This is a genomic window from Xylanibacter ruminicola 23, from assembly GCF_000025925.1.
Classification (GTDB): Bacteria; Bacteroidota; Bacteroidia; order Bacteroidales; family Bacteroidaceae; genus Prevotella; species Prevotella ruminicola.
Genome location: NC_014033.1, coordinates 222,704 through 243,072, shown reverse-complemented (window position 1 = coordinate 243,072; position 20,369 = coordinate 222,704). Strand labels below are relative to the sequence as shown.

Here is a 20,369-nt window from a genome sequence, read left to right as displayed (position 1 = left end):
ATTAGAACTTTGCCATCTTGATGGCTACAACGGCACACTCATCACCCTTATTACCCAAGCGGCCACCGGCACGGTCGAGTGCCTGCTGCTGGTCGTTGGTGGTGAGCAAACCGAAGACTACAGGGATATTGCTTGTTGCATTAAGACGAGCCACACCCTCGGTAACGCCCTGGCAGATGTAATCGAAGTGAGGAGTCTCGCCACGAATCACGCAACCAAGAATAATGACGGCATCGTAACCATCATTAAGGGTCATCTGGTGAGCGCCATAAATCAGCTCGAAGCTACCAGGCACCGTCTTAACATGGATATTTTCAGGCAAAGCGCCATGCTTTTCGAGTGTGCTAACACATCCGTCGAGCAGGGCGCCAGTTATTTCGGGATTCCACTCGGCCACGACAACTCCGAAGATCATGTTCGAAGCGTCGGGCACTGTGGTAATATCGTATTCCGATAAGTTTTTAGTAGCCATGGAGATTATTTTGATGAAACACGCTCAATATAGCCATCGATAGTCTGATAAGCCATAGAGTTGAAGTACTTCTCTTTAACCTCCTGATACAGCTTCAGGGCCTCATCGTTCTTACCCTGGCTCTCGAGAATCTCACCAGCCTGGATAAGGAAGGTGGGCGACAAAGAGTTGTTGTCGGCCTTCTCGGCAGCGCTCTTCAGGTGTGATACAGCCTTGTCGAGCTGGTTCAGGTGTGCATAAGCGTTACCCAGAGCACCCTCGGCAGCTGGAGAAATCATCTGATCGTCGGCACCATCGAACTCCTCGAGGTACTTAGCAGCATCCTCCCACTTGTTAAGCTTAGCGTAGCAGAGACCGGCATAAAGGTTTGCCAGGTTACCAGCTGCTGTGCTGCTGAACTCGTCGGCGAGCTTTACAAAGCCCTTGAAGCTGGCGCTGTCGCCATTCAAAGCCTTCTGATAATCGCCTGCCATGAAGAGCTCCTGACCCTTGGCGATAGCTGTGCTAGCCTTAACCTCCTTAGGACCGCTAACGTAGGTCTTGTACAGAACCACACCAGCGATGATGATTACAATTGCTGCTACGGCAGCACCAATGGCCTTCTTGTACTTAAAGAAGAAAGCCTCACTCTGATTCAGGCTCTGCTCAGCTGTCTGGGCGGCCTGCTGTTGATTTGTTGTATTTGCCATTATAATATTTATATTTAAATTTCCAAAAATCGGGTGCAAAGTTACTAAAAAAGACACACATTTTATATTTTTTTGCGGAAAATATTTATTAATCTGTGTTAATCCTTAGCATCAATGCCCAAAAAACGCTACCTTTGCACTATGATTCTAGAAAAGTTATCGGTCATCAACTACAAAAACATAGCAGAGGCCACACTGGATTTCTCGCCCAAAATCAACTGTCTGATAGGACAGAACGGGGTGGGAAAAACCAATGTGCTGGATGCGATTTACTACCTGTCGTTCTGCCATTCGGCCAATAATCCTATCGACTCGCAAGTGATACGTCATGGGGCCGAATTCTTTGTGCTGGAGGGCGCCTACGAGGGCGACCTGCACATTTACTGTGGCATGAAGCGAGGCACTAAAAAACACTTTAAGCGCAACAAGAAGGAGTATCGCCGACTGTCGGAGCATATCGGACTGATACCGGTGGTGGTGGTATCGCCATCAGACACCCTGCTGATTGAGGGTGGCAGCGAGGAACGACGCCGCCTGATGGACATGGTGATTGCCCAATACGAACATGGCTATATGGAGGCCATGAACCGCTATAACAAGGCCCTGCAGCAGCGTAATGCGATGCTGAAACTTGACGAGGAGCCCAACCTGGATGTAATCAGCCTGTTTGAGGAACAGATGGCCTACGAGGGGGAGCGCATCTACAAGAGCAGAAAGGCATTTGTTGAGGAGTTGACACCTATCTTCCAGCGCATTCACGAAACCATCTCGGGTAATCGCGAACAGGTGGCACTGAACTACGTGTCGCATTGCCAGCGCGGTCCGCTGTTGGAGGTGATACAGCGCGACCGATTCAAGGACCGTGCCATAGGTTACTCGCTGCATGGTGTACACCGCGACGACCTGGAGATAACCTTAGGCGGGCACCTGATGAAACGCGAAGGCAGTCAGGGGCAGAACAAGACGTTTGTGATTGCCCTGAAGCTGGCACAGTTCGACTTCCTGAAGCGTACCAATTCGAAGACTACCCCACTACTGTTGCTCGACGATATTTTTGACAAGCTGGACGCCCAGCGCGTGGAGCAAATAGTAAAACTGGTGGCAGGCGATGATTACGGACAAATTTTTATTACCGATACCAATCGCGACCACCTGGACCTGATACTGAGCCGGCAGACGCTGGACTATAAGATTTTCCACGTAGATAAGGGAGAAATAACAGAAACGCAGAAAGATGTTTAAGCGCGACGTACATAATGTAAAAGATTTGATTCTGAAGAATCTGAGAGCACAGGGACTGGAGACGCCCTTGTTGCAGAAACGACTGATGGACTCGTGGGCCGAGGTGGTTGGCGAATTTGTGGCCAACTACACCGAGAGTATGTACATCAGAAACCAAACACTATACGTACATCTGACCAACCCTGCCATGAGGGCTGACCTATCGATGATGCGCAGAGAGATAGTAAACAAACTGAATGCCCATGTGGGCACTCAGGTAATAGCCGATGTAAGGTTTAACTAATCAAGCCATCCATACACACATCGTGTTCGTCGGCGGGAATCGCATCTACACGCTGGAAATCAAAGCAGACACCATAGAACACAGCGCATCGCGGCTGAGAGAATGAACTCAGGAAACGATCGTAATAGCCCTTACCGCGACCCAGGCGGCGGTTTTCCTTATCAAAAGCCACACCAGGCACCAGCACAACTTTAATATCGTTGTACTTCTCTTTTGGCATAACCGGACCCGTTGGTTCCATAATACCAAAAGCCCCCTTCTGCAGACTATCACGCCCCGTATATCGGCACAGCACCATCTCGGTATCGCTTACCACCTTAGGCAGGTAAACGTTTTTGCCTGCTGCCAGCAATTCGTCGAGCAACTGATGGGTACATACTTCGTCGGGAAGCGAGTAATAGGCCACAATGTTGTCCATCAACATGAGATACTCCCTCATATGGGATACCACAGTAGCAGACAGTTCACCCAACTGTTGTTGAGTGAACTGCTGTTTACGTTCGCGCATCAGGGCGCGAAGTGCGTTCTTATTAAGCATGAGCTATCATTTTACTGAGCAACCTGATTTCGCGACTGTCGGCAATCTTTGCCACCTGCTTGCCCTTGGTTTTGGGCATCGGTTTCTGAGGGAATGCGCCCTCGGAATGGAACAGTCTCAGAGTCTCATCAATCACAGGATCGTTCTGGTTGAGATACTCGGTCCAGGCCTGCTCGTTATGGATGTTATAGATAATTCGACTTACTACAAAGCGCTCGAGCAACTTGTACGACTTCTGAATCATCAGGTTACGACGCTTCAGTCCGTTCTTGTCAGCAAAGTTTACAAACTGCTCAACAATATTCTGGCGTTTCAGATAGGTTTCCATCTCCTTTACGTTGGTAATCGCACCCAGCTTGGCACGGTTATCGTCGGTATAGGTAAATGCAAACTGCAGGATAAGACCCGACATGGCAGCCTCCTTGTAGTAAGAGGTAACGCCAAGGGTATCCTCAGGAATAAAGATATCAGGAGTGATACCGCCACCGCCGTACACAATACGACCATTGTTGGTGTGGTACTCGGGACCTGTATTCTTAATGCTATCCTTTGAGAAGAACTCGCCATGCTGATAACGGGTCAACCAATCGTCGTCGTAATGGTTGCCATTGTTATAAGGCTTCTGGATGCAACGACCAGATGGGGTATAATAACGAGCAATGGTGAGGCGAATCATTGAGTGGTCGCTGAACTCCATAGGTTTCTGAACCAAACCCTTACCAAACGAACGGCGACCGATAATGGTACCACGATCGTTATCCTGAATGGCACCTGCCAAAATCTCAGAAGCCGAAGCAGAACTCTCGTCGACCAGCACTACCAGAGGCAGGCGCTGATAAGAACCACGACCATCGGCACGGTAATCCTGACGTGGGAAAGCACGCCCCTGGGTGTAAACAATCAGCTGGCCACGCGACAGGAACTCGTTGGCAATCTGCACTGCCGACTCTAAATAGCCACCGGTGTTGCCACGAAGGTCGATAACCAGATTGCTGAAACTCTGCTGCGACAGCTTGGCCAGTGCAATCAGCAATTCGGGATAGGTATTCTCGCCAAAGTTACGAATCTTGATATAGCCACACTCGTCGTCGAGCATGTAGCAAGCGGTAACGCTCTTGGTAGGAATCTCGCCACGGGTAATGGTAATATGACGGATTTTCTTCTCGCCATAGCGGATAACGCCCAGTTTAACCTTGGTATCCTTTGGACCCTTAAGGCGGTGCATGGCCTCCTCGTTGGTAACCTTCTTACCTACAAAGGCCGAATCGTCAACCTCAACAATCTTATCGCCAGCCAGCATACCGGCACGCTCGGCAGGACCATTACCAATCACGTTTTGCACACGGATGGTGTCCTGACGGATGGTAAACTCGATACCGATACCAAAGAACGAGCCGCGCAGGTCGTCGTTGGCAATCTCGCCATCACGGGCACTGATGTAAACCGAATGGGGATCGAGCTCAGCCAGAATCTGAGGCATGGCTTTCTCAACCAGCTCGTTGATGTTCACCGTATCCACATACTGATCGTCGATGATATGGAGCAGGTTGTTGAGCTTGTTACCACTCGAGTTGATGATATTCAGGCGGTTGCCTGAGAAATGGTTGGCATAAAACGTTCCGATAACAATACCCACAACCACACATACGGCCATAAGCAAAGGCATGAAACGATTAGTTCTATTCTTACTCATTTTTTATTTATCTTCTAATCCAATATAGATAACCTCGATGCCAGCACGCTCAAGCAGCTCGATGCCATCGGTGAGGCGGTATTTCTCGCCATAAACCACACGCTTGATACCAGCCTGGATGATAAGCTTGGCACACTCGATGCATGGCGAAGCGGTAATGTAGATGGTGGCGCCATCGCTGTTGTTATTGCTACGCGCCAGTTTAGTAATGGCATTGGCCTCGGCATGCAGCACGTAAGGCTTGGTTACGTTGTCGTCGTCCTCACACACGTTCTCAAAGCCGCTGGGAGTGCCGTTGTAACCATCGCTGATAATCATCTTATCCTTTACCACCAGCGCACCAACCTGACGGCGCTTGCAGTAGGAGTTCTCAGCCCAAATACGTGCCATACGCAGATAGCGTACGTCAAGTTTACTTTGCTTGTCGTTTTTTGATTCCATTTCGTTTAAGTAATGCGTCAATGGTGGGTTCGCCACCCTTGAAACGTTTATATAATGTCATCGGATTTTCGGTACCACCTTTCGACAGGATGTTCTCGCGGAAACTGCTGGCTGTCTTCTTGTCGAAAATGCCATGTTTCTTGAACACGCTGAAGGCATCGGCATCGAGCACCTCGGCCCACTTGTAGCTGTAATAGCCAGCGGCATAGCCACCTGCCATAATGTGCGAGAACTGCACCGTCATACAGGTATCGGGCAACTGAGGCAGCACCATGGCTTTCTCCCAAGCCTTCTTCTCGAACTGAATGATATCGGCTGTAAACTCATCCTTCTGGGTGTAGTAAGCCATATCCAGCAAACCGAAGCTAACCTGACGCATGCAAGCGTAAGCCACATTAAAGTTACGACTCTTTACAATGCGGTCGATGAGTTCATCGGGCAAAGGCTCGCCTGTCTGATAGTGGAAGGCAAAGGTGCGCAGGAACTCCTTCTCGATCGAGAAATTCTCCATAAACTGCGAGGGCAGCTCCACAAAGTCCCACCACACGTTGGTGCCACTCAGGCTCTCGAAACGGGTGTTGGCAAACATGCCATGCAATGAGTGTCCGAACTCGTGCAGGAAGGTCTCCACCTCGCCCAATGTAAGCAGGGCGGGCTTCTCCTCGGTAGGTTTAGTAAGGTTCATCACCACACTGACGTGGGGACGCACATTACGCATATTATCATCGCCAAAAGGTTTCTTCTGGTCGATACGTTCTTTCCACTGGCCCTGGTATTCGGTCATCCAGGCTCCACCCTGCTTACCCTTGCGGGGATGGAAATCGGCATAGAATACAGCCAGGAACGAGCCATCCTCATCAAACACCTCGTAAGCCTTTACATCAGGGTGATAAACGGGGATATCCTTGTTCTCCTTAAAGGTGATACCGTACAGACGATTGGCTAATCCAAACACGCCGTCAATCACCTTCGAGAGTTCGAAGTATGGGCGCAGCATCTCGGCATCGAGATTATACTTTTGAAGCTGCAGCTTGTGCGAATAGAACGAAAAGTCCCATGGCTCGAGCTTAAAGTTGTTGCCCTCCAGCTTGCGTGCCATTTTCTCGATAGCCTCTACCTCCTTGATGGCTGTGGGCTTGTAGGCATCAATCAGGTTGTTAAGCAACTTATATACGTTGCGCACATTACCTGCCATACGGTGCTTGAGCACGTAATCGGCATAAGTTTTATGACCCAGCAACTGAGCCAGTTCGCGACGCAGGTTGATGAGTCGCTTACATATCTCGAGATTATTCTCGGTATTATCGTGGATACACTCCGTATTCTTAGCCATATACAGCTGGCGGCGCAGTTCGCGCTGGGTGCTGTAGGTCATAAAGGGCGAATACGAGGGGAAGTCGAGTGTAAATACCCAACCCTCTTTCTGCTGCTCCTTGGCTGCCAAAGCTGCTGCCTCGCGAGCAGTATCGGGAAGGCCATCAAGTTGAGCCTCGTCGGTAATATGCAGTGTAAAGACCTTGTTCTCCTTTAGCAGATTCTGCGAGAACTGCAAGCCAAGCATCGAAGCCTCTTCGGTAAGCTGGCGCAGACGCTCCTTACCAGCGGCATCGAGCAGAGCACCACTACGCACAAAACCATCGTAGCAGTTATCAAGCAGCATTTTCTCCTCGGCAGTAAGCTTACGATGATGCTGATGAACATATTTTACGCGCTCAAACAGGCGCTCGTTCAAACGGATATCGTTGGCATGCTTGGTAAGGATGGGACTCATCTTCTGAGCCAACGCATCCATCTCGTCGTTGGTCTCGGCCGAAAGCAAATTAAAGAATACAGTAGAAACGCGACCCAGCAGATCGTAGTAGCCCTCCTTATCCTTCTCGTCATCTACACTGATAATGGTATTGTCGAATGTAGGTTTTGCAGGATTATTGATAATACGCTCTATCTGTTCATCGTCGCGACGGATGCCTTCCAACATAGCCTCTTCGAAATCTTCCATGCGGATACGGTCGAATGGGGCTGTGTCGTGAGGTGTGTTATAAGGTTCAAAGAACGGGTTCGTTCTAGCTTTCTTTTCGTTTATCATTATACTAACTCTTTTCGGATTGCAAGGACGGTGCAGCCCGTTCTCGCATTTTCGATGCAAAGTTACGACAAAAATCCGATACTTTACAAAACAATACATTAAAAAAGCTGAAAACGCAAAGAATAGGCGTTTCTACTTGGTATAAAGCAGGCGTTCGAGCTGAGGAATCTCTATTTTACCACGACTCAACTCTATCAGTCCACGGTGCTGCATATCGTTCAGAATACGCGACACATTGAGGCGACTATCGTTCACCTCCTCGGCCAATCGGGTCATCAGGATATTAAACGTTTTATGACCGGCTGGATACAAGCAACGCTGGGTAAGGAATCGTACCACACGGTCCTCGAGCGACTGGGGTGCACGGTACCACACCTGACGCATCTGCTTCTGCGTCTGAGTGGCAAAATGGTTAATCATATTCAAGCGGAACACCAGGAAATCTTCGGTAAGTCGCACTACCTCCTCCTTGTCGAGCGTCAGGAAGTTCACATCGGTCTGGGCTATAAAATCGCGGGTGTAGCGCTGGTTATAGCCAAACACCGCCTCCAACTGAATGATATAAGGAGCCGAAATCTGTTCCTCAACATGATAGCCATAGTCGTCGGCAAACGAGCGCACTTTCAGACTGCCATTTATCAGGAAATAAAGCTGATGACAGTTATCGCCCGATTTCATCACGGTCTTACCAGCATTCAACTTCAAGAATCCGAAACGGGTGTGACCAGCCACAATCTCCAAATCGTCGCGACTCATACCCTGGAACAAAGGGAACTGCAGCAGCTTATCAAAAATCTGGAGAACAGCCATACGCTTTTATTGCTGAATCTTATTCTTAAGCGAGGGCGAATACCAAACGGCATTCTTACCATCCTGATCGCTGTAAATCAGATAAGCCATCAGTTCAGGGTGCTGCGCAAGTACCTGCTTAGCCTTTTCTACACCCATCACCATAAACGAGGTGGCATAGGCATCGGCCACAGCACAGGTGTTAGCAAACACCGTAGCCGAAAGGATGCTATGCTGAACGGGATAACCCGTCTTAGGATCGATAGTATGGGCGTATTTCTTACCGCCCTTATAGTAGAAATTACGGTAGTTGCCACTGGTAGCCATCGCCTTATCGGTAATAGCCACAATGCTCTGAACCTCCTGACCTGCGCCCTGCACATCGTCCTCAGGCTTAGAAATACCTACGCGCCAAGGTTTCTGATCGGGGTTCAAACCACTGGTAACAATCTCGCCACCAATCTCGATCATAAAGTTATTAACGCCCTTGCTACGCAGCAGTTTGGCCACTACATCGGTACCGTAACCCTTGGCAATAGCCGAGCAGTCGAGCATGATGCGATCATCGGTCTTACTGATCTTACCTTTTTCGAGGGTAACCTTCTGATAGCCAATAATCTGCATCAGACTATCTACCTGCTGTTTCGAGGGCTCGATACCATTCTTAAAGCCGAAGCCCCAAGCATTAACCAACGGGGCAACAGTAATATCAAAAGCACCATCAGTCTCTTTCGAGATGTTCATCGCCAATTTGTACACATCGAGGAACATATCGTTAAGCTGCACATCCTGATTCTGATTTACAGCAGTGATAATCGATTGGGGATTGAATGGTGACAGCGAGGCATCTACCTTAGCCAACTCTGCGTTGATGCTATACGTCATATCCGAATCACACTGATACACAGCGTGATAGAACGTTCCGAATACCTTATCGGCACTTTTCTGATAAGGCATATTACGCTGCTGACGGATAATCAGCACCGTACCAACAATCAGCAGTACCAGAAATGGCAACTGCCACAAAAGCTTTTTGTTCTTGGGTTGCTGCATCAGTTTCTTAGATATCAATAATCACATTGAAGGTTCCACCCAGACGGGTATCGCCAAAGATTCCAAAGCCTGGCACATACCAAGTATTACCAAAATCGCCCTCTTCCTTATGGGCAATGCGGCGCTTATAGCGCAGGCTCCAGCCCAAATGCAAGGGACCATAAATCTTGGCATCAACACCCACTACAGCCTCTATCCAATGGTAGTTGCAAGGGGCATCTAACACACCATAACCAGTAGGCCACTTCCAAGTGGGATCGGTAAAATCAGGGCACGAAATATCAACCTTATACGATGTAAAAGCATAACGCAAACCACCATACAAACGGTTATCACCGTGTTTATCCTTCAATAGATTCTTATCGATACCAATACGGAAATAAGGAGCCGATGTGCTATAGTGAATCTTTGTTACATCATCGTTGTGATTAGCACGTCCCAATCCAGCCTCGATAATCGGGAACCACTCGTCGTGCAAATTAACACGCAGGGCACCTTCGTACTGACCATTATCAGTAAAAGCCATCAGTCCCGCTCCAACCAGATCGAACGAAACAGCAAAACCACGGAACATGGGCACAGAGTCTTTCTGGAACGAGAAAAACTTCTGAGCCTGAGCTGGCACCGATGCCGAAAGCACCAGGATACTAATCGTCGCTCTTAGGATAGAGGTAGAAATGAACCGTCTTAGAATCATAGGTTACTGATGGGTTATTAATCACAATTGAGTCGATGTAGTTGCGGGTATAGCGCACATTGGTGAGCGTGTGGAAAAAAGTGGTATTACAATCCACCGATTCGAAATGGGGATAGTCGTCCTTCTTAATCCATACGGTATCGCGTACCAGCGAATCTGTATTGGCTATTTCAAACTTGAACAGCAGCACATCCTCGGGATGCGAGTAACTGATAGGCAAGTTAAACTGACTAATGCCTACACCTTTATTATATATAATAGAGTCGCGACCACTGTAAAGCACCACGTTCTCATTATCGACATTAACGGTCGAAATGGTCATTGTATCAGTAATCGTTAACTCATTACCATCGCTGGTGCGTATCTGATAAAGAGTTGCCACCGTACGGTCGACAGGACAATCGACAGACGAGCAGGCTACCATCAGCGCTGCCAACGACAGATATAACAGACGTTTCATCATATCTTCTCCTCTATCTGATAATCATTACGTCCGCTCGACGAGCGACTAATCAGATCGCCCAGGAAGCCTGTCAGGAACAGCTGTGTTCCCATCAGCATCATGGTAAGCGCAATGTAGAAGAATGGTGAATTGGTTACCAATCGCTGGGGGATATGGTTAGCCAAGCACCACAGTTTATCAGCACCAATCCAAGCTGCAGAAATAAAACCAATAAAGAACATCAGTGTACCCAGGAAGCCGAACACGTGCATAGGTTTCTTACCAAATGTGCTCAGGAACCAGAGTGTGAGCAGGTCGAGATAACCATTCACAAAGCGGTTCAAGCCCATGAACTTCGACGAACCATACTTACGTGCCTGGTGCTGTACCACCTTCTCGCCAATCTTATTGAATCCAGCATTCTTGGCCAGATAAGGGATATAGCGGTGCATCTCGCCATACACCTCGATATTCTTTACTACTGCCTTGCGATAAGCCTTCAGTCCGCAGTTAAAGTCGTGCAGATTCTTAATGCCGCTTATTTTGCGGGCTGTAGCATTGAACAGCTTGGTAGGGATAGTCTTCGAAATGGGGTCGTATCGTTTCTGCTTGTAGCCACTCACCAGATCGTAGCCCTCTTCCTTAATCATGCGATACAACTCTGGGATCTCATCAGGCGAGTCCTGAAGGTCGGCATCCATGGTAATCACCACATCGCCCTGAGCCTGCTCAAAACCACAATACAGAGCAGGACTCTTACCGTAGTTTCGGCGGAACTTGATGCCCTTTACCACACCGGGCTGCTGCTTGTTCAGCTCCGAGATAATCTCCCACGAACGATCGGTAGAACCATCGTTAATGAAAATCACCTCATAGCTGAAGTTGTTTGCCTTCATCACACGCTCTATCCACGCATAAAGCTCAGGGATAGACTCATCCTCATTATAAAGAGGTATAACTACTGATATATCCATAATTTCAATTCAAATTTTCAATTCTTTTGCGCTGCATAATCAGTCCGATGGGCACACCAAGAATGAAACCCAACGAGATATTGATGGTAAGAATATTCAGCGCATAGTCGATAGGACGCGTCATAGCCATTTCGGCCAAACTCTCGTCCACCATTTGGGTCATACCATATTGCTCCAACATGGCCTTACCCTCCTCAGTGCTCATCATCTTGGCAAACGAACTTACCAGATAGCCATTATCCATATAAGCAAAATACAGATACTGAACCACTGCCAACAGCACGGCTCCATAAAAGAACACAAAAATAGTATAAGCATAACTACGGGCAAAGGAGATAATACCCTCCCTCCCCTCGTCGCGGAATTTGCGCAAGCGGTTGGCTACAAAGAATGGCGTCATCACAGCCATCAGCATAGCAGCCATAGCCAGAACCTGATTAGTCAAGCCAACAATGTAGCTTGCGAAGCTAGCAATCCAAAGGATAGCCAGAAAGAAACCATCCTGACGAGCGTAAGCCTTTAATTGTACATATTCTGGTGCGGTCATCTTTTAACATTTACCTCTTACAGGGTGCAAAATTAAGCATTTTCCTGCATATAACGGGGGCAATCCCTAAAAAAATAGTTAAAATCACGAAATTTTTCAATTCTCGATTCTCAATTCTCAATTAAAAGTAGTACCTTTGCACCCGCTTTAAGCAAATAGTTCTTTAAAATTACACGGGTAAGTCCTGTACGGCCAGCTCCCTTTGAATCCCCCAGGGTGGGAACGCAGCAAGGGTATTAGGTTGTAGCGGCGCGATGCAGATCGCTTACCCACCCGCCTCTTTAGCTCAGTTGGCCAGAGCACGTGATTTGTAATCTCGGGGTCGTTGGTTCGAATCCGACAAGAGGCTCGTTTTGAATATGAGGATTGACGTTAGTCAGTCCTCTTTTCATTTTCAGACGTATGGACGATAAGCGTTATATCCATAGCCTCATTCGTGAGGGCGAACACCAGCAACAGGACTTCAAGTACCGTGTGTCTGACGCCTGTAAACTGGCTAAATCTGTATCGGCATTTGCCAATACCGATGGAGGACGGTTGCTGATAGGCGTACGCGATGATGGAAATCTATCAGGCGTCCGTTCCGAAGAGGAAATATACATGATGCACCAGGCGGCTTACAAATACTGCAAGCCCGAAGCAAGCATTAAGTTCGACACCTATCATATTGAGGGACGTACCATTGTGATTGCTACCGTTCCGCCATCTACCCGCAAACCTGTTTGCGCCATCGATGCAGAAGGTAAGGCACGAGCATATATCCGCATCAACGACGAGAATATTGTGGTCTCTCCTGTGCACCTGGCCCTGTGGCGTGAATCACAGAAACCCCAAGGAGCTGTCATGACCTACGATGACACAATCCGTCAACTACTCGACGCCATGCCCACACAGCAAACACTTAACCAGATTGTTCGCCAATCACGCCTACCACGCCACAAGGTTATCACACTCCTGGCGCGACTTATCCGTTTTGGAACAGTCAGCTGGCAATATACTAACCAGCAGTTTCTGTTCAGCCTTGTATAAAGATTTTCTTAAAACTACACCATTTTCTTAGTTAATTTATTTATCTTTGCAACGTGAAACAAATTAATATTAAGCATTATGGATTTATTACACATTATTGCAGTAGTAGCACTCATCATCATTGGTGTAGCTATTTATATCAATAAACGTAATGGCTAAGGGACACTTAGCCATTACGTATAAGAATCTACATATCAAGGATTTACGGGCAGTCCCTGCATCTGCTTGATATGTGTATCAAGAATATGGAAGGCAGGATCTACCATACCACCATGACCATGACCATCTATCTCATACAAATAGGTTTGTTTGTGACCAACTAATTTCATCATACGGGCCAGATACTGATTCTCATCGTATCTACCATATAATTCCAACTCACGATCACCACAAATCAACACCAATGGTGGACAATCATTACGCACCCAATAAAGCGGCGCATACTGGTCGATAGTTGGCTGCAAAGGCTGAATGCCCTGCATCTTACGTACATTATAATGGGTAATAGCTTGACCACTAAAAGGAATATACTGCCAAACACTGTCAGCATCAACCTGATAGTTATTAAGCCAAGCCTTATTTAAACAAAGCATCATGGCGAGATAGCCGCCTGCAGAGTGACCTGTTACAACTATTTTTCGCACATCGCCACCATACTCTTTAGCATGACGAAAAGCCCAAGCAACAGCTTCGGCAGCATCATCAATCGTTTTATCAACAGTAACTTTAGGCAATAAACGATAGTTAGCACCTATCACCACATACCCTTTATCCTTTAATCGTTGTGGAATCTCTTTCTGGCCAGCCTCTAATCCGCCACCATGAAACCATACTATTACAGGACAATCTTTCTTGCCTTCTGGGTAATACACATCCAGTTTCAAACGCTCTTTAGCATAAGCATCAGTTTTTGAAGTATAACTGATATTTGAAACAGTTTTGTAATTCTGTGCACTGATGGCGACAACCATCAGAAGCAATACGGCTAATACATTTAATCTCTTCATAGTTCGTTAGTTTTTGAAAATAAAAAAGCCCTAGAGAAGTGTATCTCCAGGGCTATCGTTAAAATAAAGACGGCGGCTTCCTACTCTCCCGCATTGCATTGCAGTACCATCGGCGCAGGTGGGCTTAACTTCTCTGTTCGGAATGGGAAGAGGTGGGACCCCACTGCAATAACCACCTAATATAGGTTATTGACATTGTCGACACAAGAAACGTAGTTCAAGATTGCTCTTGGAAACAACTACATCTGATAATATCAGCATGAAGCGAAAGATTTCGGGCAATTAGTAGTGCTCGGCTTTGACGTCACCGTCTTTACACCTGCACCCTATCAACGTCATCGTCTATGACGACCCTCAATGGAGTCCTCATCTTGCGGCTGGCTTCGCACTTAGATGCTTTCAGCGCTTATCCAATCCAGACTCGGATACCCGGCGGTGCACCTGGCGGTACAACCGGTAAACCGGAGGTCTGTCCAACACGGTCCTCTCGTACTAGTGTCAGCACCACGCAAGACTCCTGCGCCCACGATAGATAGAGACCGAACTGTCTCACGACGTTCTGAACCCAGCTCGCGTGCCACTTTAATGGGCGAACAGCCCAACCCTTGGGACCTTCTCCAGCCCCAGGATGTGACGAGCCGACATCGAGGTGCCAAACCACCCCGTCGATATGAGCTCTTGGGGGGGATCAGCCTGTTATCCCCGGAGTACCTTTTATCCTTTGAGCGACGGACCTTCCATACGGATCCGCCGGATCACTATGCCCTAGTTTCCTACCTGCTCGGCATGTCTGCCTCCCAGTCAAGCGCCCTTATGCCATTGCACTCTATTAGGCCGGTTACCAATCGGCCCGAGGGCACCTTTGGAAGCCTCCGTTACGCTTTTGGAGGCGACCACCCCAGTCAAACTACCCACCAAACAGTGTCCTTGCATCGCAAGTTAGACCTCAGGCAGCAGAAGGGCCGTATTTCAAGGATGGCTCCACGAACGCTGGCGCGCCCGCTTCAAAGCCTCCGGCCTATCCTACACATCCGATGACCAAGGTCAGTGCTAAGCTGTAGTAAAGGTTCACGGGGTCTTTTCGTCCCATCGCGGGTAATCGGCATCTTCACCGATACTACAATTTCACTGAGCTCGCGGTTGAGACAGCGTCCGGATCATTACACCATTCGTGCAGGTCGGAACTTACCCGACAAGGAATTTCGCTACCTTAGGACCGTTATAGTTACGGCCGCCGTTTACTGGGGCTTCAATTCAATGCTTCATCTTGCGACTGACATCTCCTCTTAACCTTCCAGCACCGGGCAGGTGTCAGGCTGTATACTTCATCCTTCGAGTTTGCACAGCCCTGTGTTTTTGTTAAACAGTTGCCTGGACCTATTCTCTGCGCCTCCATTACTGGAGGACCCTTTATCCCGAAGTTACAGGGTCAGTTTGCCTAGTTCCTTAACCGCGAATCTCTCAACGCCTTAGTATATTCTACCCGACTACGTGTGTCCGTTTGCGGTACGGGTTCCATAATGGTTAAGCTTAGCGGTTTTTCTCGGGAGTCTGATTACCTGCGCTATCAAGTTCCTCCGAAGAGGATCCTGTACTGTCAGAGTTCAGCTCGGAGTGTGGATTTGCCTGCACTCCTCAACGCCTACATCCTTCAACGCGGACATCCGTCGCCGCGCGGCAGTGTCACTGCTCCGTCACCACAAATCGCCCATTATGGAAGTCACGGAATATTAACCGTGTCAGCCATCGCCCTCGCCGTTCGGCTTATGCTTAGGACCCGACTTACCCCGGGGTGATTGACATCGCCCGGGAAACCTTAGTCTTTCGGCGGGGGGAAATCTCATCCCCCTTATCGTTACTTATTCCTACATTTGCTTTTCTTGAAGCTCCACCACCAGTCATCCGATGGCTTCAGCGCCGCAAGAATGCTCCCCTACCGATACTTTTTAATGCTATCCCGCGCCTTCGGTACCTGTCTTATACCCGATTATTATCCACGCCCGGTCTCTCGACTAGTGAGCTGTTACGCACTCTTTGAATGAATGGCTGCTTCCAAGCCAACATCCTAGCTGTCATCGAGACCAGACTTCGTTAGACTAACTCAGACAGGATTCCGGGACCTTAGACGGCGGTCTGGATTCTTCTCCTCTCGGGCACGGACCTTAGCACCCATGCCCTTACTGCCGGACTGCAGACCGTGAGCATTCGGAGTTCGTCAGGTCTCGATAGGCGGTGAAGCCCTCTTGACCTATCGGTCGCTCTACCTCTCACGGTGACCATCCGACGCGGCACCTAAATGCCTTTCGGGGAGTACGAGCTATCTCCGAGTTTGATTGGCCTTTCACTCCTACACACAGTTCATCCGGAAGCTTTTCAACGCTTATCGGTGCGGACCTCCATCCCGTGTTACCGGGACTTCATCCTGACCATGTGTAGATCACTCGGTTTCGCGTCTACCCCCACCAACTTGACGCCCTGTTCAGGCTCGCTTTCACTGCGGCTTACGTATCTTAAATACTTAACCTTGCTGGTGATGGTAACTCGTAGGATCATTATGCAAAAGGCACGCCGTCACTAGATAAACTAGCTCCGACCGCTTGTAGGCGTCTGGTTTCAGGTACTATTTCACTCCCCTACTCGGGGTGCTTTTCACCTTTCCCTCACGGTACTGGTACGCTATCGGTCTCTCGGGAGTATTTAGCCTTACCGGATGGTCCCGGCAGATTCGCGCAGAATTCCTCGTGCTCCGCGTTACTCAGGATACCACTAAGTCTCGTCTCGCTTCGGTTACGGGCCTTTCACCCTCTTTGGATCAACTTTCCAGAAGATTCTCCTCACGATTCAAGTACTACGGCGTGGTCCTACAACCCCGTATATGCATTGCTACACATGCGGTTTGGGCTATTCCCCGGTCGCTCGCCACTACTGGGGGAATCATTAGTTTATTTTCTCTTCCTACAGGTACTAAGATGTTTCAGTTCCCTGCGTTTGCCTCTACACTTAGGTGTAGATAACTGGCCTTCAGCCAGCTGGGTTGTCCCATTCGGAAATCCTCGGATCAAAGGTTATTTGCACCTACCCGAGGCTTATCGCAGCTTATCACGTCCTTCATCGCCTCCGAGAGCCAAGGCATCCACCAGACGCCCTAACTTTCTTTCGCCTATTACTTTCGATATTGCTATCGAAAAGTAGCTCATACTATCAGCTGTAATTGAGATTTTCAAAAAATCTACTCAGTTTCTAAAAACAAAGTCTTTTACTTACAGTTTCTTGTGTATCAACATGTCAAAGATCGTTGTACATTAAACATTAAACATGAAACATTAAATTTCAGAGGTTGTCTGTACTTAGTGGAGAATATCGGAGTCGAACCGATGACCCCTTGCTTGCAAAGCAAGTGCTCTAGCCAACTGAGCTAATCCCCCAACTTTTCAGTTCCGGAGTCAGATGTAGTCCCAGGCAGACTTGAACTGCCGACCTCCACATTATCAGTGTGGCGCTCTAACCAACTGAGCTATAGGACTGGCTTCAAGCTTCGCCTCTACTAACGCTCAGCTTCATCTTTCTCTATATTATAAACTTCGGTAGTAAAGAAGCACTGGGTTTTGATTCAAACCAACTTCTTGTATTCTTTATTATAGTGTTCTCTCCAGAAAGGAGGTGTTCCAGCCGCACCTTCCGGTACGGCTACCTTGTTACGACTTAGCCCCAATTACCAGTTTCGCTCTAGGCCGATCCTTGCGGTCACGGACTTCAAGCGCCCCCGGCTTTCATGGCTTGACGGGCGGTGTGTACAAGGCCCGGGAACGTATTCACCGCGCCATGGCTGATGCGCGATTACTAGCGAATCCAGCTTCATGGGGTCGGGTTGCAGACCCCAATCCGAACTGAGGAAGGCTTTAAGGATTAGAACATACTTGCGTATATCCGACTCTCTGTACCCCCCATTGTAACACGTGTGTAGCCCCGGACGTAAGGGCCGTGCTGATTTGACGTCATCCCCACCTTCCTCACACCTTACGGTGGCAGTATCTCCAGAGTGCCCAGCATTACCTGATGGCAACTAAAGAAAAGGGTTGCGCTCGTTATGGCACTTAAGCCGACACCTCACGGCACGAGCTGACGACAACCATGCAGCACCTCCACCAGCGTCCCGAAGGACCTCATCATCTCTGAATCGTTCGCTGGCAGTTCAAGCCCGGGTAAGGTTCCTCGCGTATCATCGAATTAAACCACATGTTCCTCCGCTTGTGCGGGCCCCCGTCAATTCCTTTGAGTTTCACCGTTGCCGGCGTACTCCCCAGGTGGGATGCTTAACGATTTCTCTTGGCCGCTCACAGTATATCGCAAACAGCGGGCATCCATCGTTTACCGTGCGGACTACCAGGGTATCTAATCCTGTTCGATACCCGCACCTTCGAGCTTTAGCGTCAGTAAAGGCCTTGTTGGCTGCCTTCGCAATCGGAGTTCTTCGTGATATCTAAGCATTTCACCGCTACACCACGAATTCCGCCAACATCGAACTCACTCAAGATAACCAGTTCGCGACGCAGTTCAGCCGTTGAGCGGCTACATTTCACGTCACGCTTAATCATCAGCCTGCGCTCCCTTTAAACCCAATAAATCCGGATAACGCCTGGACCTTCCGTATTACCGCGGCTGCTGGCACGGAATTAGCCGGTCCTTATTCATATAGTACCTACAAACGGGGACACGTCCCCGACTTTATCCCTATATAAAAGCAGTTTACAACCCATAGGGCCGTCATCCTGCACGCTACTTGGCTGGTTCAGACTTCCGTCCATTGACCAATATTCCTCACTGCTGCCTCCCGTAGGAGTTTGGACCGTGTCTCAGTTCCAATGTGGGGGACCTTCCTCTCAGAACCCCTACTGATCGTCGGCTAGGTGGGCCGTTACCCCGCCTACTACCTAATCAGACGCATCCCCATCCTATAGCGGTAAACCTTTGGTATTCTTCAGATGTCCTCTAAATACAACATAGAGCATTAATCCGACTTTCGCCGGGCTATTCTCTACTATAGGGAAGGTTGGATACGCGTTACTCACCCGTGCGCCGGTCGCCAGCATCAAAAGCAAGCTTTCGATCTGATGCCCCTCGACTTGCATGTGTTAAGCCTGTAGCTAGCGTTCATCCTGAGCCAGGATCAAACTCTTCATTGTAAAAATTTGCATCTTTTACTAGATAACCTAGAAAACCTAGATTAACTAGAAGTTATCTGTCTCAGAACAACTATCCAAATTCAAGAAATTGAAACGGTTTGTTTCTTGTTACCCAAGAGCATTTCTGCTCTTGCTTCTTGTACTACTTCTGTCTATGTAAATCTTTCAAAGAACTCTTTCTTAGTGTGCTATCGTTTTTAAGCGAAAGCGGGTGCAAAGGTACGACATTTTTTAATACCATCCAAATATTTTCGAAAAAAAATTCCCAAAAACACGAAAGTTTTCGGGAATATTTACATATTTAGCATTTTTACCTCTTATTATATATAATGTACGCGAAAAGCCTATTCTCGACGTCCAAAAATACGCAGCAGATAAATAAAGAGGTTTATGAAGTCCAAATAGAGGGTCAAAGCACCCAAAAGCGCCATCTTCTGAGCAGCCTCTCCAGCATCGGGTGCCATCAAAAGCATATTTTTGATTTTCTGAGAGTCGTAAGCAGTAAGACCCACGAATATCAAAACGCCCAGATAGCTCACAATCATTTCAAGACCAGAACTCTTCAGGAAGATATTCACAACAGTAGCGATAATAATACCTATCAGCGCCATGAAGAGAATCTTTCCCATCGACGAAAGATCGGTCTTGGTTGTATAACCGATGAGTGCCATTACCGCAAATGTACCAGCAGTGATAAAGAATACGCTGGCGATACTCGACATTGTATAGACAATGAAGATAGACGAGAACAATGCACCATTAATAACCGAATACAGCACAAACAGCAACGTAGCTGTAGTGAGCGACAATCGGTTAATGGCAGCACTTACGCCAAACACGATGGCGAACTCGGCTATTACCAGTCCCCAAAGGAGCACACTGTTAGAGTACAAGGCGGTAAGAATACCAGGACTTGTAGCCACACCATACGCTGTAACACCTGTAAGCACAAGAGCCAGCGTCATCCATACATACACTTTCCGCATCAATGCGGGGAAAGCAGCCGACATAGAGAGCTCTCGCTCACGTGTCAGACCATCAAAGTTAAATTCGTTATAATTCATACTCATTATTTTATTTCGAGATTCATTAATGTTACCGCAAATTTAATGCCACAAAGGTAAGCATTTACTTTTAATAAAACATAAATAAGCAACAAAAATACCGATTTATTAGTATTTTTGGAAATTTTTCACTATATTTG

General features: G+C 48.0%; 17 protein-coding genes, 3 tRNA genes and 3 rRNA genes. 4 read left to right on the top strand and 19 right to left on the bottom strand.

What is annotated here, in order from left to right; all coding sequences use genetic code 11:
- Window position 1: 1 nt before the first annotated feature.
- Window positions 2–472: a 6,7-dimethyl-8-ribityllumazine synthase gene (gene ribH, locus PRU_RS01000; protein ID WP_013065589.1), complete on the bottom strand. Its 471-nt coding sequence runs from the start codon at window positions 470–472 to the stop codon at window positions 2–4.
- A 5-nt stretch (window positions 473–477) separates the two neighbouring features.
- A complete protein-coding gene (locus tag PRU_RS00995; protein WP_033149361.1) occupies window positions 478–1,161 on the bottom strand; it encodes a tetratricopeptide repeat protein in 684 nt (227 codons plus the stop codon).
- Window positions 1,162–1,302: 141 nt separating this feature from the next.
- Between PRU_RS00995 and recF the strand changes: the two genes are divergently transcribed.
- Window positions 1,303–2,403: a DNA replication/repair protein RecF gene (gene recF / locus PRU_RS00990; RefSeq protein WP_013064378.1), complete on the top strand. Its 1,101-nt coding sequence runs from the start codon at window positions 1,303–1,305 to the stop codon at window positions 2,401–2,403.
- A complete protein-coding gene (locus tag PRU_RS00985) occupies window positions 2,396–2,686 on the top strand; it encodes a DUF721 domain-containing protein (protein ID WP_013064001.1) in 291 nt (96 codons plus the stop codon). The genes recF and PRU_RS00985 overlap by 8 nt, the downstream gene beginning before the upstream one ends.
- Here the strand turns inward: PRU_RS00985 and PRU_RS00980 are convergent.
- The 10 genes from PRU_RS00980 to PRU_RS00935 all read right to left on the bottom strand — a co-directional run bounded on the left by PRU_RS00980 (window position 2,679) and on the right by PRU_RS00935 (window position 11,946).
- The gene (locus PRU_RS00980) at window positions 2,679–3,224 is read right to left on the bottom strand and encodes a 5-formyltetrahydrofolate cyclo-ligase (protein WP_013063791.1); all 546 of its coding nucleotides are present in this window, start codon (window positions 3,222–3,224) and stop codon (window positions 2,679–2,681) included. The genes PRU_RS00985 and PRU_RS00980 overlap by 8 nt on opposite strands.
- The gene (locus tag PRU_RS00975) at window positions 3,217–4,917 is read right to left on the bottom strand and encodes a S41 family peptidase (RefSeq protein WP_028908587.1); all 1,701 of its coding nucleotides are present in this window, start codon (window positions 4,915–4,917) and stop codon (window positions 3,217–3,219) included. Before PRU_RS00975 ends, PRU_RS00980 begins: the two co-directional genes overlap by 8 nt.
- A 3-nt stretch (window positions 4,918–4,920) precedes the next feature.
- On the bottom strand, window positions 4,921–5,358 hold the full coding sequence (locus tag PRU_RS00970) for a deoxycytidylate deaminase (RefSeq protein ID WP_013065511.1): 438 nt from the start codon (window positions 5,356–5,358) through the stop codon (window positions 4,921–4,923).
- Window positions 5,330–7,444, bottom strand: coding sequence for a M3 family metallopeptidase (locus tag PRU_RS00965; protein ID WP_013063364.1), 2,115 nt, complete (start codon window positions 7,442–7,444; stop codon window positions 5,330–5,332). The genes PRU_RS00970 and PRU_RS00965 overlap by 29 nt, the downstream gene beginning before the upstream one ends.
- 132 nt (window positions 7,445–7,576) lie before the next feature.
- Window positions 7,577–8,254 (bottom strand): Crp/Fnr family transcriptional regulator, encoded by a 678-nt coding sequence (locus PRU_RS00960; RefSeq protein ID WP_013064931.1) that lies wholly within the window; start codon window positions 8,252–8,254, stop codon window positions 7,577–7,579.
- Window positions 8,255–8,260: 6 nt separating this feature from the next.
- The gene (locus tag PRU_RS00955; protein WP_013064504.1) at window positions 8,261–9,286 is read right to left on the bottom strand and encodes an FAD:protein FMN transferase; all 1,026 of its coding nucleotides are present in this window, start codon (window positions 9,284–9,286) and stop codon (window positions 8,261–8,263) included.
- 7 nt (window positions 9,287–9,293) lie between these two features.
- Window positions 9,294–9,983 (bottom strand): DUF6048 family protein, encoded by a 690-nt coding sequence (locus PRU_RS00950; protein WP_033149357.1) that lies wholly within the window; start codon window positions 9,981–9,983, stop codon window positions 9,294–9,296.
- A complete protein-coding gene (locus PRU_RS00945; RefSeq protein WP_041385497.1) occupies window positions 9,934–10,446 on the bottom strand; it encodes a DUF6452 family protein in 513 nt (170 codons plus the stop codon). The genes PRU_RS00950 and PRU_RS00945 overlap by 50 nt, the downstream gene beginning before the upstream one ends.
- Window positions 10,443–11,399: a glycosyltransferase family 2 protein gene (locus PRU_RS00940; protein ID WP_013063969.1), complete on the bottom strand. Its 957-nt coding sequence runs from the start codon at window positions 11,397–11,399 to the stop codon at window positions 10,443–10,445. Before PRU_RS00940 ends, PRU_RS00945 begins: the two co-directional genes overlap by 4 nt.
- 4 nt (window positions 11,400–11,403) lie before the next feature.
- A complete protein-coding gene (locus PRU_RS00935) occupies window positions 11,404–11,946 on the bottom strand; it encodes a DUF4199 domain-containing protein (protein ID WP_013063416.1) in 543 nt (180 codons plus the stop codon).
- A gap of 275 nt (window positions 11,947–12,221) precedes the next feature.
- Between PRU_RS00935 and PRU_RS00930 the strand changes: the two genes are divergently transcribed.
- Window positions 12,222–12,295, top strand: a tRNA-Thr gene (locus tag PRU_RS00930).
- A 53-nt stretch (window positions 12,296–12,348) separates the two neighbouring features.
- On the top strand, window positions 12,349–12,975 hold the full coding sequence (locus PRU_RS00925) for an AlbA family DNA-binding domain-containing protein (RefSeq protein WP_013063019.1): 627 nt from the start codon (window positions 12,349–12,351) through the stop codon (window positions 12,973–12,975).
- A 194-nt stretch (window positions 12,976–13,169) separates the two neighbouring features.
- Here the strand turns inward: PRU_RS00925 and PRU_RS00920 are convergent, their stop codons facing one another.
- The 7 genes from PRU_RS00920 to PRU_RS00890 form a co-directional block, all read right to left on the bottom strand.
- A complete protein-coding gene (locus PRU_RS00920; protein ID WP_013065376.1) occupies window positions 13,170–13,982 on the bottom strand; it encodes an alpha/beta hydrolase in 813 nt (270 codons plus the stop codon).
- Window positions 13,983–14,049: 67 nt separating this feature from the next.
- A 5S ribosomal RNA gene (gene rrf, locus PRU_RS00915) occupies window positions 14,050–14,162 on the bottom strand.
- 82 nt (window positions 14,163–14,244) lie between these two features.
- Window positions 14,245–17,142: ribosomal RNA gene (locus tag PRU_RS00910) — 23S ribosomal RNA — on the bottom strand.
- Between the two features lie 191 nt (window positions 17,143–17,333).
- Window positions 17,334–17,407: transfer RNA gene (locus tag PRU_RS00905), tRNA-Ala, on the bottom strand.
- A 25-nt stretch (window positions 17,408–17,432) separates the two neighbouring features.
- Window positions 17,433–17,506, bottom strand: a tRNA-Ile gene (locus tag PRU_RS00900).
- A gap of 129 nt (window positions 17,507–17,635) precedes the next feature.
- Window positions 17,636–19,165 (bottom strand): 16S ribosomal RNA (locus PRU_RS00895).
- The 16S, 23S and 5S rRNA genes sit together here with 2 tRNA genes alongside, the layout of an rRNA operon.
- A gap of 344 nt (window positions 19,166–19,509) precedes the next feature.
- Window positions 19,510–20,229, bottom strand: coding sequence for a Bax inhibitor-1/YccA family protein (locus PRU_RS00890; RefSeq protein WP_013063460.1), 720 nt, complete (start codon window positions 20,227–20,229; stop codon window positions 19,510–19,512).
- Window positions 20,230–20,369: the final 140 nt, after the last annotated feature.

Excerpts from the sequence above, each read along its gene's own strand:
- ribH (WP_013065589.1), bottom strand. The coding sequence starts at position 472 with ATGGCTACTAAAAACTTATCGGAATACGATATTACCACAGTGCCCGAC.
- PRU_RS00995 (WP_033149361.1), bottom strand. The coding sequence starts at position 1,161 with ATGGCAAATACAACAAATCAACAGCAGGCCGCCCAGACAGCTGAGCAG.
- recF (WP_013064378.1), top strand. The coding sequence starts at position 1,303 with ATGATTCTAGAAAAGTTATCGGTCATCAACTACAAAAACATAGCAGAG.
- PRU_RS00985 (WP_013064001.1), top strand. The coding sequence starts at position 2,396 with ATGTTTAAGCGCGACGTACATAATGTAAAAGATTTGATTCTGAAGAAT.
- PRU_RS00980 (WP_013063791.1), bottom strand. The coding sequence starts at position 3,224 with ATGCTTAATAAGAACGCACTTCGCGCCCTGATGCGCGAACGTAAACAG.
- PRU_RS00975 (WP_028908587.1), bottom strand. The coding sequence starts at position 4,917 with ATGAGTAAGAATAGAACTAATCGTTTCATGCCTTTGCTTATGGCCGTA.
- PRU_RS00970 (WP_013065511.1), bottom strand. The coding sequence starts at position 5,358 with ATGGAATCAAAAAACGACAAGCAAAGTAAACTTGACGTACGCTATCTG.
- PRU_RS00965 (WP_013063364.1), bottom strand. The coding sequence starts at position 7,444 with ATGATAAACGAAAAGAAAGCTAGAACGAACCCGTTCTTTGAACCTTAT.
- PRU_RS00960 (WP_013064931.1), bottom strand. The coding sequence starts at position 8,254 with ATGGCTGTTCTCCAGATTTTTGATAAGCTGCTGCAGTTCCCTTTGTTC.
- PRU_RS00955 (WP_013064504.1), bottom strand. The coding sequence starts at position 9,286 with ATGCAGCAACCCAAGAACAAAAAGCTTTTGTGGCAGTTGCCATTTCTG.
- PRU_RS00950 (WP_033149357.1), bottom strand. The coding sequence starts at position 9,983 with ATGATTCTAAGACGGTTCATTTCTACCTCTATCCTAAGAGCGACGATT.
- PRU_RS00945 (WP_041385497.1), bottom strand. The coding sequence starts at position 10,446 with ATGATGAAACGTCTGTTATATCTGTCGTTGGCAGCGCTGATGGTAGCC.
- PRU_RS00940 (WP_013063969.1), bottom strand. The coding sequence starts at position 11,399 with ATGGATATATCAGTAGTTATACCTCTTTATAATGAGGATGAGTCTATC.
- PRU_RS00935 (WP_013063416.1), bottom strand. The coding sequence starts at position 11,946 with ATGACCGCACCAGAATATGTACAATTAAAGGCTTACGCTCGTCAGGAT.
- PRU_RS00925 (WP_013063019.1), top strand. The coding sequence starts at position 12,349 with ATGGACGATAAGCGTTATATCCATAGCCTCATTCGTGAGGGCGAACAC.
- PRU_RS00920 (WP_013065376.1), bottom strand. The coding sequence starts at position 13,982 with ATGAAGAGATTAAATGTATTAGCCGTATTGCTTCTGATGGTTGTCGCC.
- PRU_RS00890 (WP_013063460.1), bottom strand. The coding sequence starts at position 20,229 with ATGAATTATAACGAATTTAACTTTGATGGTCTGACACGTGAGCGAGAG.